The organism is Sphingomonas sp. UYP23, assembly GCF_054059235.1.
In genome coordinates this window covers 4293389-4316644 of the sequence record NZ_JBSSBX010000001.1, presented here as the reverse complement: position 1 = coordinate 4316644, position 23256 = coordinate 4293389, and the positions used below count along the sequence as shown (strand labels likewise).

Sequence of the window (23256 nt, the reverse complement as noted above, 5' to 3'; positions counted from 1 at the left end):
ACCCCGAAACCGGCCCCGCCCAACCTTCAAGAATCAGACGGGACCGGCACTCACAAGGAGTAGAATGATGAAACTCGACTTTATCCCGCTCGACAAGCTGTCTGTCAGCAAAACCAACATGCGCTATTCTAAAAAAGCGCCAGACGTGTCCGATATCCTGCCGACCGTGCGCAAGCGCGGCATCCTGCAGCCCGTCATCGTCCGCCCAAATCCCGTCCTGAGCGATGTCGAAGGATGCGGTCCCGGCCCGTTCGAGATCGTCGGCGGGTTCCGCCGCTTCACAGCCGCGCTGATCGTCGCCGACGAGCGCCGCGCGGTCGGCGAGGACGCCGAGCCGATGCCGTGCGCAATTCTCGACGATGGCGACGATGCCGACGCCATCGAAGCCTCGATGATCGAGAACATGGCGCGGCTCGAAGCCGACGAGGTCACCCGTTGGGAAACCTTTACCCGGCTGGTCAAGGAAGGCCGCAGCGTGGACGATATCGCGGCGACGTTCGGGCTGCCAGAGCTGGTGGTCAAGCGCACGCTTGCGCTCGGCAATCTGTTGCCCGCGATCCGCCGGATGTACGCCGCCGAGCGGGTCGATGCCGCCACCGTTCGGCACCTGACGCTTGCCAGCAAACGCCAACAACAGGCGTGGCTGGCGCTAGCCGCCGATGCAAATGCTTATCTGCCGACGGGCCATCAGCTGAAAGCGTGGCCGTTTGGCGGGCAGTCGATCGCGGTCAAACATGCGCTGTTCGACGTGGAGGCGAGCGCGCTGGCGGTCATTGCCGATCTGTTCGGCGAAGACCGCTATTTCGCCGATGCGGATGCATTCTGGACGGCGCAGAACGCCGCCGTAGAAGCCCTGCGCGAAGACTATATCGCAGCGGGATGGAGCGATGCGATCATCATCCCGCCCGCCGAGCATTTCTCGACTTGGGAATATGAGAAAGCCGGGAAACGCAAAGGCGGGCGGGTCTATCTCGACGTGCGCGGCTCAGGCGAGGTCACCATCCACGAAGGGTATGTCAGCCGCAAGGAAGCCGCGCGGCTGGCACGCGGCGAAAGCATGACGACCGCAGCCAAGCCGTCGCGGCCCGAGGTGACGAGTGCGATGCAGACCTATATCGACTTGCATCGCCACGCAGCCGTGCGGGCTGCGATGACCGGTCATCCCGGTATCGCGCTGCGCTTGATGGTCGCCCACGCCATCGCCGGATCGTCGCTGTGGACCTTGCGCGTTCAATCGCAAACCGCGCGCGACGACGCCACGCAGGAGAGTGTCGAGACGGGTCTGGCCGAGACGTACTTCGACGAGCGCCGCCGCGCGGTGCTCGCCGTTCTGGGCTTCGACGAGGATGCGCCGACCGTGACCGGCGGCGCACGCGGCTATCGGCTCGACGATGGTGCCGTCGCGATCTTTGCGCGGTTGCTCGATCTGCCTGACCCGGTGGTGATGGAGGTATTGACCATCGTCATGGGCGAAACGCTAGCCAGCGGCAGCGCCGCTGTCGAGGCGGTCGGGGCCGAGATCGGGGTCGATATGGCGAAAGTCTGGACCGCCGACACGGCGTTCTTCGATCTGATCCGCGACAAGGAAGTGCTGACCGCCATCGTCGCCGAGGTGGCTGGCGACACTGTCGCCGCCGCCAATGCGAAGGAAAAGGGAAGCACGTTGAAACGCATCGTAACCGACCATCTGGGTGGCGTGGACGGTCGCAAGAAGGTCGAACATTGGGTGCCGAAATGGCTCGCGTTCCCGCCGTCCGCCTACACAGCGCGCGGCGGGGTCGGTTCGATCACCGCCCATGCGAGCGCGCAGAATGCGCGCGAGATCGGGCGGAGAACGGACGCGGGAGACGATGACGACCGCGCCGCCGCGAACGCGTTCGACACGGCTGCGACCGCCGACACGCACCCCGATTTCGTTCTCGCTGCCGATGACGATCGCGATGGCGTTGCCGCTGCCGGGGATGACGACATCGCGCCCGAGTCGGCGGACCCCGACGCCGGCGAGCGGCGTCTCGCCGCATGACGTGGCTGCGGGGGGGCTGCGGGCGGCGGGGTTCCCGTCGCCCGCAGCCCCCGCCCGCAGATCTGTCGGACCCTAAAAAATCGGCCGCGCGTCCGCGCCCCAAGGGGCGACGGCCGCGCGGAAAGGAGCAACAATCATGGCTGACCGCGCTTCTGTTTCCATTGCCATCGGCTGGGTCCTGCCGGCCAACAGGCGTGACGCATTCTTCGAGACGATCCGCTGCGAGGGACTTTCCACCAAGTGGGATGGCCCCGATTTCGACGCCACTCAGGTGCCATTTGGCGCACCGCTTGCCCTGTACGCGCACGAGGTGGCGCGGGGGCGGCTGGGTTGTAGCGGAGGCGCTTTGCATCGACTGTGAGCTGTCGTTCGTGCGCTGATCGGGCGGATGCGCCGATGCGTTGGGACCAGAGATCGTCGTGTTCCCGGCGACGGCGCGCTACAGAATTTCGCCGCCGACGAGGATGAAATGCCGGTCATCTGTCGCGCAACCGCCGAGCCGCTCGGTAGCTACACTGCGATCCTCGGGCACTTCGATGCCGCTGCTTCGATGTTTCGACGCTCGCCGTCTCGGACTAAAGACAGCAAAGTAAAAATCGGGCAGCGCCCTCGATTCCGGGTCCGCGATCGGGCCGAAATCGAGCGTGTGGGTGCATGCGATCAGAGGCGCAATCGAATCACCAGCCGTTCACCGTAGCAAAGCGAACAGATATCGCGCCGCCGCTCGAACCCGCCGCTACCGGCCAGCGCGCGCGTCTCGGGATTGGCGCGCGCGCCCGCATCCAGACCGAGCCGATCAGCGACGCACGCGTCGCAGACGGGATGCGGCGCAAGCCGCGTCACGAGCGCGCGAACGCGATCGCCGAGCGAACTCGTGGCGGTCATCTGTCCAGACGCCGGTCGAACCGCCGCGCCGCAAGCCGGTCGGACGCGCCGACGCACCAATCGGGCTTTGGCGCATAGTGTGGCCACCACTGCGCGACGCCGGCCGCGACGAGCAGCGTGGCGAGATCGCGCCCGTCGATCGTCACCTTGGCGACGGTGCGATCATAGCTCCGTCCGACCCGCTCGATCCCGACCGATTTGCCGTCGAGCAACGCGCGCACCCGTGCCGTCGCGGCCGCGCCAAGCGTCAGTTCAGCGGCGCATTTTGCGTGTTCGGCATGCGTTTCGGGCGCGTCGATCCCGGCAATGCGGATGGGTTCGCCAGTGGTCAGGCGGAAGGTATCCCCGTCCGTTACAGAGCGGATGCGCCCGGTTTTCGGCGGCGCGGCCGCGATCAGCAGCAGCGCGGCACTCGCCAGCAGCCACGGTTTGGGGGACACATTCAGGCGCATTTCGCCGACCCTTTTGCCGCATGGCAACGCTTCGCACCAGCCCTGACCGGTATCGAAACCGGCGACGTTTCTGGCGGATAGCGGGCGACCGATCGCGCGAGATCGGGGTTGCAGGAGGTGCCGTTGAACCCGTTCCGCACGATCTATCGCGCTGGCAGCACGCGGTGTTGCCGAAGGTGTCCGTGACCCGTTCCGGCGCCTCAAACGCATGACCTGAACGACCACACCGCTTGCGAAACCATCGCTGCAAAACTGATTTCCCCGCTCGCCTGCGGCGATCTCCTCGCGGCGCTGCGCGTCAAATCAGTTTCTGGCTCCGGTCCTCCGCTTACGCTGCGGCCTTGCAGGTTCGCGCGCGGCGTCTGGCCGTTCGACGGTCGCGTCATCGTCCGGAAAACGGTCCGGTCGACATTTTAAGGAACCACATCATGCCTGCTATCGGATATGTCACTCGCGACGGAAATGGCTTCAAGGGCCAGCTCAAGACCCTTTCGATCCGTGCCGAGATCGAGATCCTGCCCACCACCCGCAAGAGCAACGACCGGCAGCCCGATTACCGGGTCCTGTCGAGCGGGGTCGAGGTCGGTGCCGGGTGGAACCGGGTCGGCGAAAGCTCGGGCACCGAATATGTGTCGCTGAGCCTGGCCGCTCCGGAATTCGGGCCGCGCCGCCTCTACGCCAATCTCGGTCGCGCCGCCGATCAGGGCGATGACGCGGTGTTTGCGATCATCTGGAATCCCGCCGACTGATCTTCGGGAACGGCGCCCGCATCCGACCGGGATGCGGGCGTCGAAACTGTGTTCGGTGCGCAAAAGGCCCGGCCAAATGGGGGGGTCGAAATCGCTTATGGCGATATCCGACCCTGCCGGGTGGAGCGGTCGTGGGTCAGGTCGAGCGGCACGCAGCGCAATCGAGCGCCGTGCCAAGGCAGGACCAGGCCAATGGACGATAGTACCGACCGCGCGCAGGCGGCGCGCGACCACTCCCCGTATCTTACTGCCAAACAGACGGCTTATCATCTCGGCATCGGCTACAGCACGCTGCGCAAGTTGCGCGCCGCCGGGCGCGCGCCGATCGGGCGGCTGCACGGGCGCACGTGGCGCTATCATATCGACGATATCGACGCATGGTCGGCGGCGCGCGCCAGCGGCGATCGCCATGACTGAGCGCCCGGAATTGCCGCTGTTCGCAGCAGCCTCCGAGGCGGCGCAGGCGACCGAAACGCGGCGTACAGAACGACTGCGCCGCTCCCGGGTGATCCGTCGCGGCGCGACCGCTGTCACCGGAATCGCGCTGCTGGCGCTGCTGGCGCTGACGATCGCGCGCCCTCCACTGCCACGCCTCGTGTGGAATGCGAGCGCGAGTGCGCCGGTCGGGCTATACATTGTCTCCCCGAGTGCCACGATCGCGCGGGGCGACATGGTCGTTGCCTGGGCACCGCCAGGGCCCCGGCGGCTCGCCGCGCAGCGGCATTATCTGCCGATCAACGTGCCGCTCGTGAAACGCGTCGCCGGGATCGCGGGCGACCGCGTCTGTGCCCGTGGCGCGACGATTTGGATTGCCGATCGCGTGGTCGTGGTGCGCAAACCACGCGATGGGACGGGGCGCGCAATGCCGTGGTGGAGCGGTTGTGCCACGCTTCGATACGGGGCGGTGTTGCTGCTCAATGCGCCGCCTGACTCCTTCGACGGGCGCTATTTCGGACCGATCGAGCGCGGTTTGGTGATCGGCAGAGCGATTCCGGTATGGGTGCACTAAAGGTGCGCGCACGCCGCGCCGTCGCCATGATGCTATTGGTCGCCGCGTCGCCAAGTGCAGCGGAGTCCGTTACGGATTGGCGATCCGAAGTGACGGCCGCCTCGGTGCGCTTCGGCATCCCCGTCGCTTGGATCGAGCGCGTCCTGCAGGCCGAGAGCCGCGGCCGGACGACGTGGCAGGGTAGGCCGACCATTTCGCGGGCAGGGGCGATGGGGCTGATGCAGCTTATGCCGGCGACCTGGGCGGAGATGCGGGGGCGCTACCAGTTGGGACCCGACCCGTATGATCCGCATGACAATATCATCGCTGGGGCTGCCTATCTGCGCCTGATGTATGATCGCTTCGGCTATCCCGGACTGTTCGCCGCCTACAATGCCGGGCCGGGGCGCTATGCGGAGTTCTTGGGTGGTCGTGCCCTGCCCAGCGAAACACAGGCGTATCTGTCGCAGGTTGTCGGTGCCGCAGATACTGCACCCCAGAGGACGCGCACGCCGCCACGCGACCGATTGTTTGCGACGGTTGGAGATGTCGTGACCGCCAGCGCCGCCCTACCTACCGCGCCACCACCAAGTTCACTGTTCGCGGTGCCGCCACGACAGTGAGCCACCTGCCGAGAGGATGATGGCGCTCACGGGGAGCGAGCGGACTCGAACGTCTGTCGGGAGGGGCTCGTCTCGGGTCGTCCGAGCATGGCGGCTGGCGCGGCGTCTGTGCAAGGCCGGCGGCGCCTCCAATTTTGCTGCGAACCGGAGGCTGCTGCGCAGCCGAGTCTGTTTGTAGCAGCGCAACAAAATCGGTTCCTCCACCGCCGCTTCGCGGTGCCTCCGCTTCGCTGCGGCAGCCCTGACAGACGCCGCGCCAGCCGCCGGACGAGGGCTGTCCTCGATTTTGGGGAAGCAAGCGGATGGAGGTTCTCATGACCATGTTTCAGCCAGTTCAGATTGCATCGGATCGGGTGATGGCGGCGTTGATCGCAGGGCTCGAAATTGAATTCGGGCGCGGCGCAGGGGAAGGTTTGGCGCAGCATTTTCTCAGCGCGGAAGATGCGGAATTTCGCTGGGATGCTCGGCTGTCGGAACGCTGGCTGGGCAATTACGAAGGCGGGGATGAGGATGAGCTGGTGCTTGATCGGGTGGCGATTTGCGGAAAGCTCGATGGGCGATGGTTCGTGGCGACGATGATTGTGGATGGCGAGGGCGAAGCGCACGGGATGCTCGGGTGTCGGGCATTCAGGGGTCGAAAGGCTGCGGAAACGGCGCTGGGAACGGCGCGATAAGGGTGGGTTCGGACCACCGGGATGCGATGTGAACAGCATCGTGTCCCGGTTTTTTGTGCCTTGGCTCGACCTGGCACCGGCGTGAGAAAAGGGGAGGAGAGGGCAGGAAAACGGACTGAGAAGGGGACGGTGGAGGGGAGGGGGCGTAAGGCAAGATAAAGCTGCGGCACCTTCGGTCCCGCAAGTCTTTGTCTGCACATCTTTTTTCTTGAGTTAAACCGACACGGTCGCGATGGCGCCAGTGCCGGTTGTTTGAAAAACGGCGGATTTCCGGGACATTTTTGGCACCGGTTTTCTCGGGCGCAGGCGCACGTCATGGTCGATGCCATTCGCCCTTGGAACCTGACTAATGGCAGACGATAACGACTTCGAGCCGCGGCTTGGCCGACAAAAATCTGGCGGCGGCAAGCACGCGCGCAAGTATCTCAGTCGCGTGCTTGCGGCGACCAACCTGGCACGCGGCGGTGCGCTGTCGCCGGGCCGCTCCGCGGGGTTCAGCGGCAGTCGCTATGGTCGGGGTGCCGGGGTCGGTCGGCTCTTGGCGTCGCGTGGGAGTGGCACGGCGCTGCAGCATCGTCGCGTCATCATCAAGGCGAGCATCGTCAAGCTCGCCGGCAAGGGGCTCGGGGCGGCGACGGCGCATTTGCGCTATCTGCAACGCGACGGGACGACACGCGAGGGCTCGCCCGGTGCGCTGTATGGACGCGAGATCGGCGTGGAAGACGGCGCCGCATTCCGGTCGCGCGGGACCGGCGATCGTCACCAGTTCCGCTTCATCGTCTCGCCCGAAGACGGTGCCGAATACGATGACCTGAAACCCCTGACGCGGCGGTTGATGGAGCGGGTCGAACAGGATTTGGGAACGAAGCTGGATTGGGTGGCGGTCGATCACTTCAACACCGGCCATCCCCACACGCATATCGTCGTGCGTGGTACGGACGCGACGGGCAAGGATCTGCTCATCGCGAGCGACTATCTAACGAGCGGGATGCGCGAGCGCGCCGCCGAACTTCTCGACCTGGATCTGGGGCCCCGTTCCGCGCGTACGATCGAGAATGGTCGTCGCGCGGAAATCGGTCAGGAGCGATTGACGTCGATCGACCGCTCCTTGCTGCAGGATGCCAGCGCCGATCGGATCGTCGTCGCGCAAGGTCGCAACGACTTCGATCAAACGTTGCGGGCGGGGCGATTGGCGACACTCACGCGCATGGGTCTTGCCGAACCGATCGGCGCCGGTCGCTTCCGATTGGCGGAAGACCTTGCCGATACGTTGCGGCGGATGGGGGAGCGCGGCGACATCATCCGCACGATGCAACGCGACATCTCGCGCGCCGCGCTCGGCCGGCCTGTCGCCGATCAGGTGGTGTACGAACCGGCGGCCAGTACGGGTCGGGCCGTAACCGGGAAGATCGTCGCGCGCGGGCTTGCTCACGAGCATGCCGACCGACATTATCTCGTCATCGACGCAACCGATGGGCGCAGCCATTACGTTGCGATCGGCAAGGGCGAAAATGTCGAGCCGGTCCCGATTGGAACGATTGTCCGCATCGAACCACGGCGCGCCTCGGTTCGCGAGGTCGATCGCACGATCGCCGCGGTCGCTGCGGCCAGTGGCGGGCGCTACGACATTGATCTCCACCTGCGCCACGATCAGAGCGCAACCGAGAAGTTCGCCGAAATGCACGTCCGTCGGCTCGAAGCGATGCGCCGTGGGCAGGGCGGTGTGACCCGCGAACCATCCGGTCGCTGGACGATTGCTCCGAACCATCTCCAGCGGGTGGAAGCTTGGGAAAGTACCCGGCTGCGCGACCGACCGGTCACCGTCACGATCCTGTCCGCGCGGCCACTCGATCGCCTGGTCGATTCCGACGCCGCAACCTGGCTAGACCGGGAGGCGGTGGCGCCAGCGCCTGAGCCGTTGCGCGATGCCGGGTTCGGCCGTGAGGTCGCCGACGCCCAGAGCCGTCGTCGCCAGTGGTTGATCGGGCAAGGCCTGGCCGAAGAAAGCGATGGCGCCGTGACCTACCAAGCCGGGCTGATCGCAACACTCCAGCGGCGCGAGCTGTTGAAGGTCGCGGGACAGCTTTCGAGCGAGCTCGATCTGCCGTTCGTCGAGGCAACGAACGGTGCGCGGATCGAGGGCGTCTTGCGCCGCCAGGTCGATCTCGTCAGCGGGCGCTTTGCGGTCGTCGAACGATCGCGCGACTTCACGCTCGTGCCGTGGCGGCCGGTGCTCGACCCGCATGTCGGAAAAGCGGTGTCGGGGTTCGTTCGCGGCGATGGTGTGAGCTGGACGATCGGACGAGGGCGGGGAGGTCCAACAATCGGTTGAAGACATGTCACGGGGCTTGGCGGTGTATTTGTCACAAGTAAGGAATAAAAGGCGCTGGCGGCTTGGTACCGCGACGTGCTCGGCATTCACCTGGAAGCCTGGGGCGGGGCCATATTGCACTATGACGCCGCGGGACACCCTCCCATGGCGCTGTGGAACGCCGTGCCGCGCGACAGCCACGAGATCACGCCATCGCATCGTGAGTTCATGATCAACGTCGCAGTCGACGATATCGATGTTTTCGTGAAAAGCCTGGAAGGCAAGGGCGTGAAGATCATCAAACGGGAGCAAATCAGTACCGGCAAGTTCGCGTCAATCCTCGATTCTGACGGAACCAAGATCGAGCTCTGGCAGCCGCCGGCAAAACAGTGTCACCGGCGGCCGTTCCACGCTGCTTAGCTCACCCGGCTGCGTCCAGCTTTCACACGTTCATTATAGGCCCCGATCCGGCGCATCGGGTCTTGGCTTGAAGCGCCCAGGACCATAGAGCGAGCTGCGTCATCAGCGCTATACGACATCTTGAGAAGGCCAGCATGCAGATCATCGTACGTGACAACAACGTGGATCAGGCACTCCGCGTTCTGAAAAAGAAGCTGCAGCGCGAAGGCGTCTATCGCGAACTGAAGCTCCGGAAACACTATGAGAAGCCCTCGGAGAAGCGTGCCCGTCAGCATGCCGCCGCCATCCGTCGCGCGAAAAAGGCTGATCGCAAGCGCGCCGAGAAGGACGGCTGATCAACCCTTTGTGCTGCCCGTAACGACGCGACCGAATAAAGGTCGCTGCGATCGCTCGTGATTGCGCTGAGCCAAGCCAGCTGGCCGCAGCTGCCCGCAAGCAAGTGTGTCGATACGGATTGCCTGCTGGAGAAAATAGATTCCGATGCTCGTTATGCTGATGCTCGCAAGGTCTCCCCTTCCACTGCCGCACGGTCGCGTCTATCAGCTTCACATCTCGCTCAACGGGCGTGGTGGCGACTTCAGCGGGATGTCGCATTCGGGAACCGAGCTCTCGATCCGCAATACCGGGGCCGACTGCTTCCTCGTCGCCCTGCCCACCGTTCAACTGCGCGACGCGCGCAACCGCGTAGTTCCGGCCGTTCGTCAGGCACCGCGTGGGATGCACCCCGGGCCGGTGATGACGCCGGTCCGCCTCACCGCCGGCCACCGCGCCGCAGCCGAAATTCGCTGGGTTTCCGGTCCGGTCTTTACGCACAGCCAAAGCGTACGCGCCAGCAGGATCACGGTGAGGATCGGGACGGGAACCCTGACCGCACCACTAGCCGCAACGCTCTACCGAGAGGTCGGGCAGCCCGCCACCTTCGAACAGACTCCTATGCGAGCTATCGAAGGCATGGTCGCTGGCTGACGGTCGCGACCGGAGTTTGTACAAGCGCTAGTCGCGTCGTCATCCCAAACGCGGCTAAAAGAATCTTGTCTGCCCTCGATGCACTCGCTCGTTCGCCCTCGCGATGCTTCTACCGCAGCTTTCGGATCAAAAGCGGGCGATCGTCAGTTCGGCGCGGTTAAGAAGTGCCGGGAAGACCGATTTAGCGCCAACACGTTGGCTCATAACACGACGCGACCTCGGAGACCTATCGATATGACTGACGAATTGTTCGAGTTTTCAGGACTTCACTTGCGGCCTGATCCGTCCCGCACTGTGATCAAGCCCTTCAGTGTCGAATATCCGGAGCCGTTTCGCGATACCGAGCATCCCCGCATGCGCAAGGTGGTCGAGCGCGTCCTGTCGCTCGACTCGGCCTCGCGCCGCGCGGATTGCGAAATTGCCATAGCCACCCTTTCGGAGCGGCACCGGAACGTCGAAACCATGCTGCTGCGCCGCTTCGAGGACGTGGTCGCGTGCCTGCCGGAGGACGTGACCGCAGATCGCGAGCAGCAGTTGCTAATAGGGGCCTATCTCAGCGCGGAATACTCGTTTGAGGCGGCGGCTTTGTTCAATCCAAGTATCGTCCTGCGGATGAATCAGGACGGTGCTCCGACGGACGGGCTCAACTTTATCCTCTCGCTACGTGGCATCGGCGAAGGTCATGTCTCGTCCGTGACCTTCCGCACCGGCAGCTGGAGCGCTAGCGCCGGCTTCCAGGTGGATGATGCCAGTCCATGGGTGACATCGCCACGGATCGAAGGCCCCGATGACAGCGGCGATGCCGGCACGACGAGGGTAATCTGCGAAGGCAGCCAAGACCCGTCCGAAAGCGTGTTGTTCCCGGTCACCAAGAGCCAGCGCCAAGGGATTGAGGATCTACGCCTGGTGCGCTTTACCGAAGACGACGGGACACCCAGCTTTCTTGGGACGTATACCGCATTCGACGGGCGCGCTGCGCGCTGCGAATTGTTCCGCGGCACCGGCATCAATACCTTCGAGATGACGACTCTGCAGGGATCGGTCCCGGCGAGCAAGGGCATGGCGCTCTTCCCCCGCAGGATCGACGGCCGCTTCCACATGATCGGCCGTCAGGACAATGAGAATCTTTGGCTGATTGCGTCAGAGAAACTAACCGTCTGGGACGGAGGCGCCAAGCTAATCGGTCCGCGCTATCCGTGGGAGTTCGTCCAGATGGGCAATTGCGGATCGCCGATTGAATTGGATGAGGGCTGGCTTGTCATCACGCATGGCGTCGGCATGATGCGTAACTATTGCATGGGCGCGTGCCTGCTCGACAAGGCCGACCCCGGCAAGTTGCTCGCGCGCACGGCCGAACCGATCCTTCGGCCAAGCCCGTCGGAGCGCAGCGGCTATGTTCCCAATGTCGTTTATAGTTGTGGCGCGATCGTGCATGACCGTACCCTGTTATTGCCGTTCGGGGTCGCCGATAATTTCGCTAGTTTTGCAAGTTGCAAAATCGACGATTTACTGGCGCGGATGGGCTGATGCGCTTGAGAGCGTTCGCACAGGGGTGGAACCGCCTTGTACCAAGCGAGGAAGTAGCGGACGTCGTGAGGGCGATCATCGCGCCTCGATTTTCGCGACGCCGAATTTGCTTCGGGTTCGTCGCTTGCACCGACTAGCTTATGCTCTGAGTTTGTCGGACATGACCCAAGGCGACCCTTTAGTGTCTTCCTCGCCCTTTCCAGATTTCGGATACTCATTCATCGGTTCGTGAGCGTCATGCAGCACCGCTGGAGTGGCGAGGATTGGGACGAAGCCGTCGTCCAGGCGGCCTCTGCTCAACGACGGCTATCGCCACATCCGGTCGTTCGTGAGTCGGTCGATTATCAGACAACGCCGCGCGGGTAATCACCCTGCAATGGCCGGCGGGAGGTTAACAGCTCGTCAGCCGGGAAGTGCCGTCATCTGGCGGAATGGTCCATTTAGGCGCGGAATGGCCCGCATCATGCTTGGTGTCCGTCATCCAGAGATCGAAACGTGATAGCGCCATAGGCGCGAACGCACCGTAAAACTGACGGACGTCTGGTCCCAGCCTATCCGCTTCACTTCCCCTGCGCAGCTGGGGTCGATGAATAGACAATAGACGCAATGCGCCAACCGTCGGGGAAGCGCACGAGCTGCCAGCTCTCGCTTCCCCGATTTTGCACCTTGCCGTCGATCAGGAAGCGGAAATCGAAATAGACCGACGCGATGGCTCCGTCCGTCTGAATGTGGACCGGGCCATGTTCGGGATCGAGCTTCGCCGTGCTCGTACTCACGAACTTGATAAAACCCTCCACCGTGCTGGGACGGACTTTTGGGGACTTAGGGTTCGTCGCCTGCGCCGCGGCAAAACCGGAATCGGACAAGACGTTGAACCAAGCGCTTCCAGCCGGAACGAAAAGCGCGGCGAGCCGCGTTCCGTCATGACCGATCACGGCGGAGTGATAATCCGTCATCAGGCGCACCACCTCGGAGGCCGGTGTCGATGCGCTGGCGGCTCCGGCGTAAAGGAGGGGCGCGCTGAACAGCAAGCGACGAAACGGGCGTAGTTGGTCAGATGGGACATGGTCGATCCTCGGTTGGACAGATCGACCCGCTAGACCGCGTTCGACGACTTGAACGACTCAAGATTGGATAAAGAAGACCGCTACCAGGCCGAGGTTCGTCCAAGGCGCGACTGCAGACCATCCAGTTTATGGGCAGAGGCCTCAGCGAGATTGCCGGAAGCGCTGGTCGCGAAAGCCGACCACACGACCGAATGGTCGGAAGCCCTGATCGCCGTAAGCGCCAGCTCCGGCGCGCCATTCCAAAGGATCAACCGTGACTTCAGGAACAGATCGCTGGCGTTGGTGGTACGCGGAGCGCCGTTCAGAACGTGTGCGCCATTCAGCCGGGCCGCACGATCTGTGACGACCGTCTCCAGCGCGCGCGCCAAGGCATCGTAGCGCGACTGACCCGTCTCGTTTCGCGTCGGCATGACGACCAGGATCAGCGGCGACCCGCCACGGACGTGCGTTTCCAATGCCGCCGCAGAGGCAAGGATCGCAATGCCTGCAATGAAGGAAAGCTGCCTCCAGAGCCGGACGCGCGGTGATGCAATTTTGGCGGGAGCGGCGGTGAGCCTATATCCGCGCTTGCCAACGGTCACGATCTGGGCCGGGTCACCGGGATCGTCGTCGAGCGCGCGACGAAGGTCGCCGATGACGATGGCTACGCTGTTCGGGCTGACGGAGCGCCCGGACCAAACCTCGGTCAGCAGTTGATCCTTCGATACCAACTCTCCGCGGTGGCGGCACAGGAATGCCAAGACACGCGCGGCACGATCTTCCAGCTTCCGCTCAACCTTACCCTTGGTGATAACGCCGGCGACGGGGTCGAACAGCGAAGATCCGATCTCGTGCACCCCCGCAGAATATCCTTCGTCACCGGCCCGCGTCCATCGCCCAAACAGCGCCTGCAGCACCGTTAAATCGGATGGCCAGTGTAGAACTCGCTGGCGATTTTCCATCGTCCGTCGATCTTCAATAGCTGGAGCGTCTTCCAGCCCCAGCTCGACCCGCTGGCGGAGCGGTTTACGAAAACCAGCGACACGGCAGCCAGCGCGCCATCCTGCTGGATATGGACGCCCTGGAAATGCTGGGAGAAAGGGAGGCCCCCAAACACGCCTTTTTTGAATGCGTCGTAATGCTGAGTTCTGGGGTCAGCGCCAGCCGCCTTCACGACGGAGCCTACGTCGGAAAACGGGATACTCTTGTTCAGCAGCAGCGTCTCGAACAGCGCTTCGTCTTTGCTCGATACTGCCTTGGCATAAGTGTCGAGCAGCAACTGGATCGCTGCTCTGTCCGCTCCCGCGCTTGGGAAACGCGGCGGGATTGATGTCGCCCGCGCGGGCGCGACGGCAGAAAGCGGCGCGGCCAGCAGAAGCGCTGTTAGAAATGCTTTCATCTCATACCAAGACTCGTTGATTAAGACCGATGGGCCCACGACCTCAGTCCGATGGACATGATGCGCCACGGCTGATCTGTGAGGCGGTTCCAGGCGAAGCAGCAATGGTCGAGGATGTCGTCGTAGGATTTGAAGATGCGGTTCGACAGCCAATTGTCGCGCATGAACTGCCAGACGTTTTCGACCGGGTTGAGCTCGGGGCATTTTGCCGGCAGCGGCAGTAGCGTGATGTTGGCGGGAACGATCAGCCCCGCCGAGAGATGCCAGCCTGCCTGGTCAAGTATCAGCACGGCATGCGCGCCGGGCGCGACGGCTGCGGATATCTCGGCGAGGTGTAGCGTCATCCCTTCGGTATTGCAGCGCGGGAGCACCAGCGCCGCCCCCTTGCCCTCGGCGGGGCAGATGGCGCCGTAGATATAGGCCGAGGTGGTGCGTTGGTCCTTGGGCGCTGACGGACGTGTTCCGCGCCTGGCCCAGCGCCGGGTGATGCCGTTCTTCTGGCCGACCCGCGCTTCATCCTGCCACCACAGTTCTATGGGTGTACCCCCGGGGAGCGTCGCTCGGATCGCTGCCACCTGGGCTGGGAAGCCTTTTTAAAAACGTCGATGGCGTCAGCCGCCTGCGCATGATGCCTCGGCCGTGCCGTCAGCTTCCTATAGCCCATGGCGCGCAGGTCGCGGCTCAGCGTCTGCTTGCTGACCGACACGCTATATTCGTCGAACAGCCACTGGATCAAATCGACGATCCGCCAGCGCACCACGCCATGCGACGCCGGGATCGGGCCCTGCTCGATGATCTCGGCAAGCGCCCGCTTATGCTCTGGGCCAAGCACTGGACGGGGACCGGGCGCTTTGCCGTCGAGCAAGCCGTCGGGCCCGCTGGTATTGAAGCGCAGCACCCAGTCTCGAACCGTCTGCAAACCAACGCCGCCGACCTGTGCCGCCGCGTGCCGCGCACCACCATCGTAAATTACCGCCAGCGCCAGCAGCCGCCGGACCTGGTTGGCGTCACCGCTCAAACGCGCCAGCCTTCGAAGACCAGACCCGTCAAAATCGTCCCGAAGCCAAACCGCTGATGCCACCGCCAACCTCCCATCGTTTGCGATGTTGAATCAGATCATGACCGACTTGGGAATCCCCCGCGCTGAGTCAGGCTCCAAGGGACTTGGTATCAGTCCTCGGAAACTAGCGATATTCAACCCTAGGCGGCCAGCTTCCGGATTCCAAACATGGGATTGGACCCAATCCGCTAGCAGTTGCCCGACCCCGTATCCTCGATTTTCATATGCTCGAGAACTAATCTGCGGGACCAAGCTCACCACAGGATAACCGGTGTCCGTCTCAGGCAAGTGTCGGTCGTCAGTTGGTCGACAACGAACCGAGCAACGTCTGCGCGAGCGATCTTGCCGCCGTTGATGCCTGCGAGGTCTATCACGGCCCTGACGCTGCCTTGAGCTGGGTCATCGGTGAGCATGGCAGGCCGGACAATGACCCAATCGAGTGAGCTGGCGCGGATCGCGGCTTCCTGTTGGGTTTTGTCCTTATAAGACTGGTTGAGCAGCAAAGGCTGGAAGAGGCGGTCGAACACGAAGCCGCCGTGGCCGCGGCTGTCCCCGACCCCCAAAGCGGAGATGCAGACCAGGCGGCGCACGCCGCGGCGCGTCATTGCCGGGACCAGCGCGCGTGTCACTTCTGTCAGCAGGCTGACCTTGCGAAAACCCATACCGGTCCCCAACGCGCAGACGACGGCATCACAACCGTCCATGCCGCGCCCGAGAGTGCCATCATCGCGGGCATCGCCTTCGATCAATTCTGCTCCTGGCAGATCGGCCTCTGCCGTCGAGCGAACCAAGGCAGCGACGGAATGACCTCTCGCCACAGCGTCGCTAACGATCAGTCGTCCCGTTCCGCCCGTTGCACCCAAAACAAAAATCTTCATGTCTAACCTCGATTTTTTCATCGAGAGCGTCGCGGTTCGCACCGGCCGGGCCTCTTCGAACTCTCTGCCAGAATAGCGACGCAAATCGGGTGCCGGCCGCTCCAATCCGGACGGCCGGCAACGACGCAACCATTTTTCGGAGGAGCGCGAATTTCCGGAGCAGATCCCTTAAGTCGCATCGATCCGCAGGTCCTCGGACCTACGACTTGGCGGCCCGTTGCGCTCTCGCGAAGACGTCGTGTGCGGACGTCGTGCCCGCTACGTGCTCCGTGCCCGCGACGCCAAGGTCCATCCATCCCGCGTTCACGGCCTCGAACATCTCTTCGGCCGGTCCAGTGTGGCCCTTGGGGACGCCGAATTGCTCGAACGCTTCTGCCCAGCCGGCACGCGGGACGGCAAACGCTTTCACGTCGCGGCTCAGAACCTCGCCCAATTGCGCCGCGACCTCGTCCGCGCTGACCATAGAACCAAGCTCGATGACACGCTGTCCTGACCAGGCCGGCCCGGTCAAAAGCGTCGCGACTTCTGCGCCGATGTCGTTGGTCGCGACCATCATCGATTTCCGGTTCGTCGGATTATAATAGACTGGTAGCGTACCCCCACGACCCACATGCAGGCCGAAAAGGAAGTTTTCGAAGAAGCCGCCGGCGCGCACAAAGGCGATCGGCGACGGCAAATCTCGAAGACCCTGCTCCATAAGCGCCAAAGCCGTGATCATCCCGAGTCCGCTGGGCCTGTTCGCCCCCATAGACGACAGCGCGACGACCCGCGGCGGTGCCGCATTGGTCAGCGCCGCGACATAGTTCGCGATCACGCCCTTTGCTTCCTTATAGTCGGGCGAGGGCGTCCAGATCGCTGGCAACATGACGAATGCGCCGTCGACGGCGTTGAGCGCTCGTTCGATGGCTGCCGGATCGTTCCAATCGCCTTCCACCATTTCCACGCCCCGGTCCGCCCAAGCAGCCGCCTTCTCGCGATCGCGGACGAGCGCGCGGACGTTCTTGCCGCGCGCCAACAGATGTTGTGCCGTCGCGCCGCCGACTTTTCCCGTAATTCCCGTTACTAGGAACATGCTTTTTCTCCTGATCGTTTAGGACAAAACACCGCCCAATTGGTTCAATGAATGAGCGGCAGAAGCGCCCGGACGCGGTGATCGCGCAGATAGAGACCACCCCATGTCATCGCGCCCAGCAGCAGCGAAATCAGTTCTGGCGGCGATCCCAGCTCACCGATGCGGACATGCGCGCAGATGGCGCCTCCCAGAAATCCGGTCACCAGGACCGCGCCGAGGACGGCGGTGGATGGAATGGCGTAGAGGATCGCGCAAGCGAGGATGATCGGACCCACGACGCGGGTCAGTTCCAACGCGAACCCGGTTTCCTGCAACATGCTCGCAATCTGCTGCGGCGCGAAAAGTTGGATAACGCCGTCAGCCACCAGGGCGACAATGACAAACGCGCTCATCATCCGGCCGGCCCATAGGGCGCGATGCACGGCCAAGGTTTCGAGCGCCTGATGCAAGATCATAGTTTCGGACACGGGTCGTTCTCCGGTGGAAGTCTCAGTTCCGAGGATTACTGTGTCTCCAAGGTATGATAAACACCGGCAGACCGAACGCACTGTTTCCTTCTTAGTGAACAATATCGAGGCACGAAAATGCAAAATCTCGGGCCGCTGCTCATCTTCATCACGGTGGCGGACATGGGCAGCTTCACCCGCGCGGCGGACAGCCTGGGCATCCGGAAAGGGAGAGCTTCGACGGCGGTCCGCAAGCTGGAAGAAGATCTCGGCGTCAGGCTGCTTCACCGGACGACTCGCAGCGTGCAGCTAACGGAGGACGGCCGCGCCTTTCATGCTCGTGCCCGCGGCCTGCTTGCGGAAGTCGATGACCTGCATTCGATGTTCGCAGGCGATCGCGTGGCCCTGCGCGGGCGCTTGCGAATTGATCTCCCAACCGAGGTAGCGCGCATGACGATCGTGCCGGCCCTGCCGGAGTTCATGGCGGCCCATCCCGAACTGGAGCTGGAACTGTCGAGTACCGATCGGCACGTCGACCTGGTTCAAGAGGGATTCGACTGTGTATTACGGCTTGGACCCATCCGGGACGAGACGCTGATCGCCCGCCCGCTGGGCATGTTGCGCATGGCGAACGCCGCCAGTCCTGCCTATCTGGCGCGCTACGGCACCCCTCGATCGCTGGAAGATCTCCAACGTCAGCAACATCGCACAATCCATTTTTCGACGACGCTGGGCGCGCGACCTCATGGATGGGAATATCCGGACGGCGACGGCTACGCGACGCTTCACTTGCCAAGTGCGCTACACGTGAACAGTGCCCAGACCTACGAAGCCGCCGCCCTTGCCGGCATTGGTCTGATCCAGGCGCCGCTTATGGGCATCGGCCCCTATCTGGAGAGCGGATCGCTGGTAGAGATCCTACCCGAATTTCAGCGCCAGGCGCTCGCCGTATCGCTCGTGGTGGCACATCGAGGCAATCTGTCGCGCCGAGTCCGCGCCTTCATGGAATGGATCGAAGAGGTCTTGACGCCGTTTCTGGAATGAATGGCGGGTTCAGGTCACACACTATTTCCGTATAACGAGCGCGAATGGGGCGCGTTGCTAGTCATCCGCTGCGACCGGCAGCTTTAGTCAATGCCGGACGTTCGCCGGAAAAGATATAAACGACCGGATCTGGTCAACGGCTTTCGGTCCGCCATTGGGACTTTGCGGTCATTCCTGATGACGGGGCCGAACGACAGCTTCCGACAAGAGCAGACCAACCTTCACCGGTGCCGTGGCCGCGAAGGATCAAGCCCCGCTGATTGCTGACCGCCGGGTTTTGAGCGCGGCCCGGCAGAGAGCGGCCTTGCTACCGGTATCACAACCGTTCGGTTTTGGCCCTCGCGGCGGTCGAGTAACCCTTAGCCGTACAAGTTATTCGGCCAAATGCTCGATGATAGGGCAATCGGGGCGATCTTCCCCGTGACAGGACCTAGCAAGTTCAGTGAGTGATCGGCGCATGGCTTCCAAGGCGCGGACCTTGCGGCCCATTGCCACGCGGTCGCCAGCGGCCCCGTCTCGGCCTCCCCGTCGCCCACGACGCAAGCGACGATCAGATCGGGATTGTCGAGCACCGCGCCGAACGCATGGCTCAGCGAATAGCCGAGCTCTCCGCCTTCGTGAATCGACCCGGGCGTGGTCGGCGCGACATGGCTCGAAATGCCGCCGGGAAACGAGAATTGCGTGAACAGCCGCTTGAGTCCGGCTTCGTCTTGCGTGACGTTGGGGAAGAACTCGCTGTAGGTGCCTTCGAGATATGTGTTGCCGACCAGCGCCGGCCCACCGTGTCCGGGACCGGCGATATAGATCATGTCGAGATCGTGTGCGCAGATCGCGCGGTTGAGATGAACGTAGATGAAATTCTGCCCCGGCGTGGTGCCCCAATGGCCGACCACGAGCGGCTTGACGTGCGCGAGCGTCAGCGGCTCGCGCAGCAGCGGATTGTCGTAGAGATAGAGCTGGCCGACCGAGATATAATTGGCGGCTCGCCAATAGGCGTCGGTCAGGCGGAGTTCCTCCGCTCCGAGGCAACGCTTGGCTGGCGCTATTGATAGGTCGGGGCGGGGTGCCGCCTCCCGTGTGAGAACAGATGCATCCATGAGATTGTGGCTCCACGCATTGCAGGATCGCTTGCGGCGATCGTTCGGGGCGATGCACATGCCCCGTAGGGGTCGAGCGCTCGACCTTCCAAAATGACATAGCCCCGTTGCCCCGAGCACAGCAGGTTCGGGAACTACCTACCCGGCTGTGGCTTCCCCGACATAGGTAGTTCCCGAGGGTGCCGCGCAACCAGGCCGACTGCCATTGCCCTAGCAGCGCGTGCCCTGCCGCGCCGCATGGAGATACCGTTGCCTCAACCGAGTCCCACGCCGAAGGCGCCCGACGGAATCGTGATCGCAGTGCGCGGCGCGGTCGTCGACGTGTCCTTTGCGGGTGCAGAATTGCCGGCGATCGACACTGCGTTGATCGTCGACTGGGATCGGCCGGAGACGCTCGTCCTCGAAGTCCACAGCCATGTCGATCCGCAGACGGTCCGCGCGATCGCGCTGCAGGCGACGATGGGTCTCGCCCGCCAGACCGGGGTCCGGGCGACGAGGGTGCCGGTCGCCGTGCCGGTCGGCGATGCGGTCCTCGGGCGATTGCTCGACGTGGTCGGCACGGTACGCGACAATGGCCCCGCGCTCCCGAAGGAAACGCCTCTTCGCAGTATCCACCAAAAGCCACCCGCGCTCGAGGACGAGACCTCGTCGACCGACATTTTCGAGACAGGCATCAAGGTGATCGACTTGCTGGCGCCGCTCGCACAGGGCGGCAAGGCGGCGATGTTCGGTGGGGCAGGGGTCGGCAAGACCGTGCTGGTGATGGAGCTGATCCACGCAATGGGCACGAAATACCAGGGGCTCTCGGTGTTCGCGGGCGTCGGCGAGCGCTCGCGCGAGGGGCATGAATTGCTCACCGACATGCAGAGCTCAGGCGTGCTCGAGCGCACCGTGCTGGTCTATGGGCAGATGAACGAGCCGCCGGGCGCGCGCTGGCGCGTGCCGCTGACCGCGCTGACGATCGCCGAATATTTTCGCGACGAGAAGCACCAGAACGTGTTGCTGTTGATGGATAACGTCTTCCGCTTCGTTCAGGCCGGCAGCGAATTGTCGAGCCTGCTTGGGCGGTTGCCGTCGCGCGTCGGCTACCAGTCGACGCTGGCGAGCGAAGTCGCCGCGCTCGAAGAACGGATCGCCTCGGTGCCCGGCGCGTCGGTCACCGCGATCCAGGCGGTCTATGTCCCGGCGGACGATTTTACCGACCCGGCGGTGACGGCCATTTCGAGCCACATGGACAGCATCATCATGCTGTCGCGCAAGCTCGCGGCCGAAGCCTTTTACCCAGCGATCGATCCGCTGGCCTCGTCTTCGGTGCTGCTCGATCCGCTGGTGGTGGGCGAAGAACATTATGCGCTCGCCGAGCGGGCGCGCGAGGCGCTCGCGCGGTTCGAGGAGTTGCGCGACATCATTGCGCTACTCGGCGTCGAGGAACTCGGGGCCGACGACCGGCTGATCGTCAAGCGCGCACGCCGCCTGCAGCGCTTCCTTAGTCAGCCATTCGTCGTCACCGAAGCCTTTACCGGCACGCCCGGCGAGAGCGTCAGCCGTGCCGATACGCTCGCCGGCTGCAAGGCGATCCTCGATGGCGAAGCCGACGATTGGGCGGAAAGCTCGCTCTACATGGTCGGCACGCTCGACCAGGCGCGCGCCAAGGAAGCGGCCTCGACCAAGCAGAACGCCCACAAGGATACTAAGCCATGAGGCTACGCATCGTCACCCCGCTTTCGGTGGTCGTCGACGAGGAAGCACTCGCGGTGCGCGCCGAGGACGATAGCGGAAGCTTCGGCATCCTGCCCGGCCATGGCGATTTCCTGACCAGCCTCGCAATCTCGGTCGTCGGCTGGAAGCGAACCGACGGGTCGCGGCGGTACTGCGCGGTGCGCCGCGGGATGCTGTCGATCTCCGGCGGGAAGGACGTGGCCGTCGCGACGCGCGAGGCGATTGCGGGCGACGATCTCGCAACGCTCGATGCGACTGTACTCGACCGATTCCGCGCCGATATCGAGCAAGAGCGCAGCGACCGCTTCGAAAACAACCAGCTCCAGCTCAATGCAATCCGCCGGATTGTCAGCCAGCTTGGATCGAGTGGCGGGACGACCTTCGCATGAGCGCGCTCAAAACGCCGCCCGAAGACCCGCTGATCGCCAACGTCCGGCTGCGCGGCGCACGCCGAGCGCGCTGGCTGCGCGATGGCGAGGATTCGGTGGCGCGGCGCCTCGCACAAATCGGCGTGCTCGGCTGGATCACTGTGGTCCCGATGCTGGCCGGCATTTTCGCCGGGCGCTGGCTCGACCGGACGTATCATTGCGGCATCTTCTGGACCGCGCCGCTGCTCATGCTCGGCGCAGGCCTCGGCTGCTGGTCGGCGTGGCGCTGGATCAAGAGCGCATGAGGCAAGATCTTCTCCTCGCGCTTTGGCTGGTCGCCGGCATTCTCGCCGGTATCGTCTATTTCATGAGCATTTGGTGGAGCGCGCAGCGTTTCGCCAACGATGGCGGCCTGGCGACGACGATCGCAGTTGCGCTGTTGCGGCTGGCCACACTTGGCGGGTTGCTCGTGCTCGCCAGCTTTCAGGGTGCCGGGCCGTTGCTGGCAATGGCGCTGGGGATCGTGCTCGCCCGCTTCGGCGTCATGCTTCGCCTGCGAGCAGTCGCATGATGATTTCGCCGCTCGCCAGCGTGACGCTGTTCCACATCGGTCCGGTGCCGATCTCGCAGGCGGTAGTCACCACATGGGCGATCATGGCCGTGCTGATCGGCGGTGCGATCGCCGTCTCGCGCACGCTGAAAGCGGCACCGTCGAAGACGCAAGCGCTGTTCGAACTGATCGTCGATACCGTCGACGGCGAGATTCGCAACACGATGCAGGCAGAGCCGGGTCCATATCGGGCGTTCATCGGCACGCTGTTCGCCTTCATCTTCGTGGCGAACTGGTCGACGCTGGTTCCCGGTGTCTCGCCCCCGACCGCGCGTCTCGAGACCGATGCCGCACTCGCCATGCTCGTCTTCGTGGCGGTGATCTGGTTCGGCATCCGCGCGGGCGGGCTCGGCGGCTATCTATCGACCTTCGCTTCGCCTTCGCCGTTGATGATTCCGCTGAACCTGATCGAAAGCGTCACGCGCGCCTTTTCGATGTTCGTGCGCCTGTTCGGCAATGTGATGAGCGGTGTGTTCGTGATCGGCATCGTGCTGTCGCTCGCCGGCCTGCTCGTGCCGATCCCGTTGATGGCGCTCGATTTGCTGACCGGCGTGGTTCAGGCCTACATCTTCGCAGTGCTGGCAATGGTCTTCATCAGCAGCGGCCTGCCGGCCAAGCCCATTCCCAAGTTTCCCCAAGAAAGGACGGCACCATGAACTGGTTGGCCCTGTGCAGTATAGTTTCCGCGGCGATGGCGGTGTCGTTCGGCGCGATCGGGCCGGCGCTCGCAGAGGGGCGCGCGGTCGCAGCGGCGATGGACGCAATCGCGCGCCAGCCCGAATCGGCCAGCACAATTTCGCGGACCTTGTTCGTCGGGCTGGCAATGATCGAGACGATGGCGATCTATTGCCTGGTCATCGCGCTGTTGCTGCTGTTCGCCAACCCGTTGCTGAAGTGAT

Annotated in this window: 29 protein-coding genes; 19 read left to right on the top strand and 10 right to left on the bottom strand. The window is 63.7% G+C overall.

Going from position 1 to position 23256, the window contains the following annotated elements; translation table 11 throughout:
• The first annotated feature begins 67 nt into the window (after positions 1 to 67).
• Both ACVWYO_RS21270 and ACVWYO_RS21265 read left to right on the top strand, forming a co-directional pair.
• The gene (locus tag ACVWYO_RS21270; RefSeq protein WP_457354245.1) at positions 68 to 2023 is read left to right on the top strand and encodes a ParB/RepB/Spo0J family partition protein; all 1956 of its coding nucleotides are present in this window, start codon (positions 68 to 70) and stop codon (positions 2021 to 2023) included.
• Positions 2024 to 2159: 136 nt separating this feature from the next.
• Positions 2160 to 2384 (top strand): hypothetical protein, encoded by a 225-nt coding sequence (locus tag ACVWYO_RS21265; protein WP_457354243.1) that lies wholly within the window; start codon positions 2160 to 2162, stop codon positions 2382 to 2384.
• A 299-nt stretch (positions 2385 to 2683) separates the two neighbouring features.
• On the opposite strand, the gene ACVWYO_RS21260 is transcribed toward ACVWYO_RS21265, so the two are convergent.
• The gene (locus tag ACVWYO_RS21260; RefSeq protein ID WP_457354241.1) at positions 2684 to 2908 is read right to left on the bottom strand and encodes a hypothetical protein; all 225 of its coding nucleotides are present in this window, start codon (positions 2906 to 2908) and stop codon (positions 2684 to 2686) included.
• Positions 2905 to 3360, bottom strand: coding sequence for a thermonuclease family protein (locus ACVWYO_RS21255; RefSeq protein ID WP_457354240.1), 456 nt, complete (start codon positions 3358 to 3360; stop codon positions 2905 to 2907). The genes ACVWYO_RS21260 and ACVWYO_RS21255 overlap by 4 nt, the downstream gene beginning before the upstream one ends.
• Positions 3361 to 3788: 428 nt before the next feature.
• On the opposite strand from ACVWYO_RS21255, the gene ACVWYO_RS21250 reads away from it, so the two are divergent.
• The 10 genes from ACVWYO_RS21250 to ACVWYO_RS21205 all read left to right on the top strand — a co-directional run bounded on the left by ACVWYO_RS21250 (position 3789) and on the right by ACVWYO_RS21205 (position 11618).
• Complete coding sequence (locus tag ACVWYO_RS21250) at positions 3789 to 4109, top strand: DUF736 domain-containing protein (RefSeq protein WP_457354238.1); 321 nt, start codon at positions 3789 to 3791, stop codon at positions 4107 to 4109.
• 192 nt (positions 4110 to 4301) lie between these two features.
• Positions 4302 to 4526, top strand: coding sequence for a helix-turn-helix transcriptional regulator (locus ACVWYO_RS21245; protein WP_457354236.1), 225 nt, complete (start codon positions 4302 to 4304; stop codon positions 4524 to 4526).
• Positions 4519 to 5118 (top strand): S26 family signal peptidase, encoded by a 600-nt coding sequence (locus tag ACVWYO_RS21240; protein WP_457354234.1) that lies wholly within the window; start codon positions 4519 to 4521, stop codon positions 5116 to 5118. Before ACVWYO_RS21245 ends, ACVWYO_RS21240 begins: the two co-directional genes overlap by 8 nt.
• A gap of 26 nt (positions 5119 to 5144) precedes the next feature.
• Positions 5145 to 5720: a lytic transglycosylase domain-containing protein gene (locus tag ACVWYO_RS21235; protein ID WP_457354232.1), complete on the top strand. Its 576-nt coding sequence runs from the start codon at positions 5145 to 5147 to the stop codon at positions 5718 to 5720.
• 314 nt (positions 5721 to 6034) lie between these two features.
• Positions 6035 to 6394, top strand: coding sequence for a hypothetical protein (locus ACVWYO_RS21230; RefSeq protein ID WP_457354230.1), 360 nt, complete (start codon positions 6035 to 6037; stop codon positions 6392 to 6394).
• Positions 6395 to 6743: 349 nt separating this feature from the next.
• The gene (gene rlxS, locus ACVWYO_RS21225; RefSeq protein ID WP_457354228.1) at positions 6744 to 8726 is read left to right on the top strand and encodes a relaxase/mobilization nuclease RlxS; all 1983 of its coding nucleotides are present in this window, start codon (positions 6744 to 6746) and stop codon (positions 8724 to 8726) included.
• A 54-nt stretch (positions 8727 to 8780) separates the two neighbouring features.
• Positions 8781 to 9125 carry a VOC family protein gene (locus ACVWYO_RS21220; RefSeq protein WP_457355090.1) on the top strand — a complete coding sequence of 115 codons (345 nt, stop codon included), beginning with the start codon at positions 8781 to 8783 and terminating at the stop codon, positions 9123 to 9125.
• A gap of 134 nt (positions 9126 to 9259) precedes the next feature.
• Complete coding sequence (gene rpsU, locus ACVWYO_RS21215) at positions 9260 to 9460, top strand: 30S ribosomal protein S21 (RefSeq protein ID WP_010160813.1); 201 nt, start codon at positions 9260 to 9262, stop codon at positions 9458 to 9460.
• A gap of 145 nt (positions 9461 to 9605) precedes the next feature.
• Complete coding sequence (locus ACVWYO_RS21210; protein WP_457354226.1) at positions 9606 to 10091, top strand: DUF4232 domain-containing protein; 486 nt, start codon at positions 9606 to 9608, stop codon at positions 10089 to 10091.
• A 234-nt stretch (positions 10092 to 10325) separates the two neighbouring features.
• On the top strand, positions 10326 to 11618 hold the full coding sequence (locus tag ACVWYO_RS21205) for a glycoside hydrolase family 130 protein (RefSeq protein ID WP_457354224.1): 1293 nt from the start codon (positions 10326 to 10328) through the stop codon (positions 11616 to 11618).
• A gap of 560 nt (positions 11619 to 12178) precedes the next feature.
• On the opposite strand, the gene ACVWYO_RS21200 is transcribed toward ACVWYO_RS21205, so the two are convergent.
• From ACVWYO_RS21200 to ACVWYO_RS21170, 7 genes are all read right to left on the bottom strand, one after another.
• On the bottom strand, positions 12179 to 12649 hold the full coding sequence (locus ACVWYO_RS21200) for a nuclear transport factor 2 family protein (protein WP_457354223.1): 471 nt from the start codon (positions 12647 to 12649) through the stop codon (positions 12179 to 12181).
• 116 nt (positions 12650 to 12765) lie between these two features.
• Positions 12766 to 13521 carry a winged helix-turn-helix domain-containing protein gene (locus tag ACVWYO_RS21195; protein ID WP_457354222.1) on the bottom strand — a complete coding sequence of 252 codons (756 nt, stop codon included), beginning with the start codon at positions 13519 to 13521 and terminating at the stop codon, positions 12766 to 12768.
• Between the two features lie 62 nt (positions 13522 to 13583).
• Entirely contained in the window at positions 13584 to 14063 is a 480-nt protein-coding gene (locus ACVWYO_RS21190; RefSeq protein ID WP_457354220.1) for a hypothetical protein, read from the bottom strand.
• Between the two features lie 20 nt (positions 14064 to 14083).
• A protein-coding gene (locus tag ACVWYO_RS21185) for an IS630 family transposase (RefSeq protein ID WP_457354218.1) occupies positions 14084 to 15144 on the bottom strand; the annotation gives its coding sequence in 2 pieces (ribosomal slippage) (positions 14084 to 14652 and positions 14652 to 15144; 1062 coding nt in all).
• 233 nt (positions 15145 to 15377) lie between these two features.
• Positions 15378 to 16001 carry an NAD(P)-dependent oxidoreductase gene (locus tag ACVWYO_RS21180; protein ID WP_457354216.1) on the bottom strand — a complete coding sequence of 208 codons (624 nt, stop codon included), beginning with the start codon at positions 15999 to 16001 and terminating at the stop codon, positions 15378 to 15380.
• 199 nt (positions 16002 to 16200) lie between these two features.
• Positions 16201 to 17073 carry an NmrA family NAD(P)-binding protein gene (locus ACVWYO_RS21175; RefSeq protein WP_457354214.1) on the bottom strand — a complete coding sequence of 291 codons (873 nt, stop codon included), beginning with the start codon at positions 17071 to 17073 and terminating at the stop codon, positions 16201 to 16203.
• A 44-nt stretch (positions 17074 to 17117) separates the two neighbouring features.
• Positions 17118 to 17540, bottom strand: a complete 423-nt coding sequence (locus ACVWYO_RS21170) for a DoxX family protein (RefSeq protein WP_457354212.1) — start codon at positions 17538 to 17540, stop codon at positions 17118 to 17120.
• A gap of 117 nt (positions 17541 to 17657) precedes the next feature.
• Between ACVWYO_RS21170 and ACVWYO_RS21165 the strand changes: the two genes are divergently transcribed.
• A complete protein-coding gene (locus ACVWYO_RS21165) occupies positions 17658 to 18563 on the top strand; it encodes a LysR family transcriptional regulator (protein ID WP_457354210.1) in 906 nt (301 codons plus the stop codon).
• Positions 18564 to 18922: 359 nt separating this feature from the next.
• On the opposite strand, the gene ACVWYO_RS21160 is transcribed toward ACVWYO_RS21165, so the two are convergent.
• Positions 18923 to 19660, bottom strand: a complete 738-nt coding sequence (locus ACVWYO_RS21160; protein ID WP_457354208.1) for a phosphoketolase family protein — start codon at positions 19658 to 19660, stop codon at positions 18923 to 18925.
• Between the two features lie 237 nt (positions 19661 to 19897).
• Between ACVWYO_RS21160 and atpD the strand changes: the two genes are divergently transcribed.
• From atpD to ACVWYO_RS21130, 6 genes are read left to right on the top strand one after another with little or no spacing between them, the layout of a single operon-like run.
• Positions 19898 to 21361, top strand: coding sequence for a F0F1 ATP synthase subunit beta (atpD, locus tag ACVWYO_RS21155; protein WP_457354206.1), 1464 nt, complete (start codon positions 19898 to 19900; stop codon positions 21359 to 21361).
• Positions 21358 to 21768 (top strand): F0F1 ATP synthase subunit epsilon, encoded by a 411-nt coding sequence (locus ACVWYO_RS21150; RefSeq protein WP_457354204.1) that lies wholly within the window; start codon positions 21358 to 21360, stop codon positions 21766 to 21768. The genes atpD and ACVWYO_RS21150 overlap by 4 nt, the downstream gene beginning before the upstream one ends.
• Positions 21765 to 22052 (top strand): AtpZ/AtpI family protein, encoded by a 288-nt coding sequence (locus tag ACVWYO_RS21145; protein WP_457354203.1) that lies wholly within the window; start codon positions 21765 to 21767, stop codon positions 22050 to 22052. The genes ACVWYO_RS21150 and ACVWYO_RS21145 overlap by 4 nt, the downstream gene beginning before the upstream one ends.
• On the top strand, positions 22049 to 22318 hold the full coding sequence (locus ACVWYO_RS21140; protein WP_457354201.1) for an N-ATPase subunit AtpR: 270 nt from the start codon (positions 22049 to 22051) through the stop codon (positions 22316 to 22318). Before ACVWYO_RS21145 ends, ACVWYO_RS21140 begins: the two co-directional genes overlap by 4 nt.
• A complete protein-coding gene (locus tag ACVWYO_RS21135) occupies positions 22318 to 23013 on the top strand; it encodes a F0F1 ATP synthase subunit A (RefSeq protein ID WP_457355088.1) in 696 nt (231 codons plus the stop codon). Before ACVWYO_RS21140 ends, ACVWYO_RS21135 begins: the two co-directional genes overlap by 1 nt.
• On the top strand, positions 23010 to 23255 hold the full coding sequence (locus ACVWYO_RS21130) for a F0F1 ATP synthase subunit C (protein WP_457354199.1): 246 nt from the start codon (positions 23010 to 23012) through the stop codon (positions 23253 to 23255). Before ACVWYO_RS21135 ends, ACVWYO_RS21130 begins: the two co-directional genes overlap by 4 nt.
• Position 23256 lies beyond the last annotated feature (1 nt).

Bases quoted from the DNA above. Each gene is read 5' to 3' on its own strand.
- ACVWYO_RS21270 (WP_457354245.1), top strand. From the start codon at position 68: ATGAAACTCGACTTTATCCCGCTCGACAAGCTGTCTGTCAGCAAAACC.
- ACVWYO_RS21265 (WP_457354243.1), top strand. From the start codon at position 2,160: ATGGCTGACCGCGCTTCTGTTTCCATTGCCATCGGCTGGGTCCTGCCG.
- ACVWYO_RS21260 (WP_457354241.1), bottom strand. From the start codon at position 2,908: ATGACCGCCACGAGTTCGCTCGGCGATCGCGTTCGCGCGCTCGTGACG.
- ACVWYO_RS21255 (WP_457354240.1), bottom strand. From the start codon at position 3,360: ATGCGCCTGAATGTGTCCCCCAAACCGTGGCTGCTGGCGAGTGCCGCG.
- ACVWYO_RS21250 (WP_457354238.1), top strand. From the start codon at position 3,789: ATGCCTGCTATCGGATATGTCACTCGCGACGGAAATGGCTTCAAGGGC.
- ACVWYO_RS21245 (WP_457354236.1), top strand. From the start codon at position 4,302: ATGGACGATAGTACCGACCGCGCGCAGGCGGCGCGCGACCACTCCCCG.
- ACVWYO_RS21240 (WP_457354234.1), top strand. From the start codon at position 4,519: ATGACTGAGCGCCCGGAATTGCCGCTGTTCGCAGCAGCCTCCGAGGCG.
- ACVWYO_RS21235 (WP_457354232.1), top strand. From the start codon at position 5,145: ATGATGCTATTGGTCGCCGCGTCGCCAAGTGCAGCGGAGTCCGTTACG.
- ACVWYO_RS21230 (WP_457354230.1), top strand. From the start codon at position 6,035: ATGACCATGTTTCAGCCAGTTCAGATTGCATCGGATCGGGTGATGGCG.
- rlxS (WP_457354228.1), top strand. From the start codon at position 6,744: ATGGCAGACGATAACGACTTCGAGCCGCGGCTTGGCCGACAAAAATCT.
- rpsU (WP_010160813.1), top strand. From the start codon at position 9,260: ATGCAGATCATCGTACGTGACAACAACGTGGATCAGGCACTCCGCGTT.
- ACVWYO_RS21210 (WP_457354226.1), top strand. From the start codon at position 9,606: ATGCTCGTTATGCTGATGCTCGCAAGGTCTCCCCTTCCACTGCCGCAC.
- ACVWYO_RS21205 (WP_457354224.1), top strand. From the start codon at position 10,326: ATGACTGACGAATTGTTCGAGTTTTCAGGACTTCACTTGCGGCCTGAT.
- ACVWYO_RS21190 (WP_457354220.1), bottom strand. From the start codon at position 14,063: ATGAAAGCATTTCTAACAGCGCTTCTGCTGGCCGCGCCGCTTTCTGCC.
- ACVWYO_RS21180 (WP_457354216.1), bottom strand. From the start codon at position 16,001: ATGAAGATTTTTGTTTTGGGTGCAACGGGCGGAACGGGACGACTGATC.
- ACVWYO_RS21175 (WP_457354214.1), bottom strand. From the start codon at position 17,073: ATGTTCCTAGTAACGGGAATTACGGGAAAAGTCGGCGGCGCGACGGCA.
- ACVWYO_RS21165 (WP_457354210.1), top strand. From the start codon at position 17,658: ATGCAAAATCTCGGGCCGCTGCTCATCTTCATCACGGTGGCGGACATG.
- ACVWYO_RS21160 (WP_457354208.1), bottom strand. From the start codon at position 19,660: ATGGATGCATCTGTTCTCACACGGGAGGCGGCACCCCGCCCCGACCTA.
- atpD (WP_457354206.1), top strand. From the start codon at position 19,898: ATGGAGATACCGTTGCCTCAACCGAGTCCCACGCCGAAGGCGCCCGAC.
- ACVWYO_RS21150 (WP_457354204.1), top strand. From the start codon at position 21,358: ATGAGGCTACGCATCGTCACCCCGCTTTCGGTGGTCGTCGACGAGGAA.
- ACVWYO_RS21145 (WP_457354203.1), top strand. From the start codon at position 21,765: ATGAGCGCGCTCAAAACGCCGCCCGAAGACCCGCTGATCGCCAACGTC.
- ACVWYO_RS21140 (WP_457354201.1), top strand. From the start codon at position 22,049: ATGAGGCAAGATCTTCTCCTCGCGCTTTGGCTGGTCGCCGGCATTCTC.
- ACVWYO_RS21135 (WP_457355088.1), top strand. From the start codon at position 22,318: ATGATTTCGCCGCTCGCCAGCGTGACGCTGTTCCACATCGGTCCGGTG.
- ACVWYO_RS21130 (WP_457354199.1), top strand. From the start codon at position 23,010: ATGAACTGGTTGGCCCTGTGCAGTATAGTTTCCGCGGCGATGGCGGTG.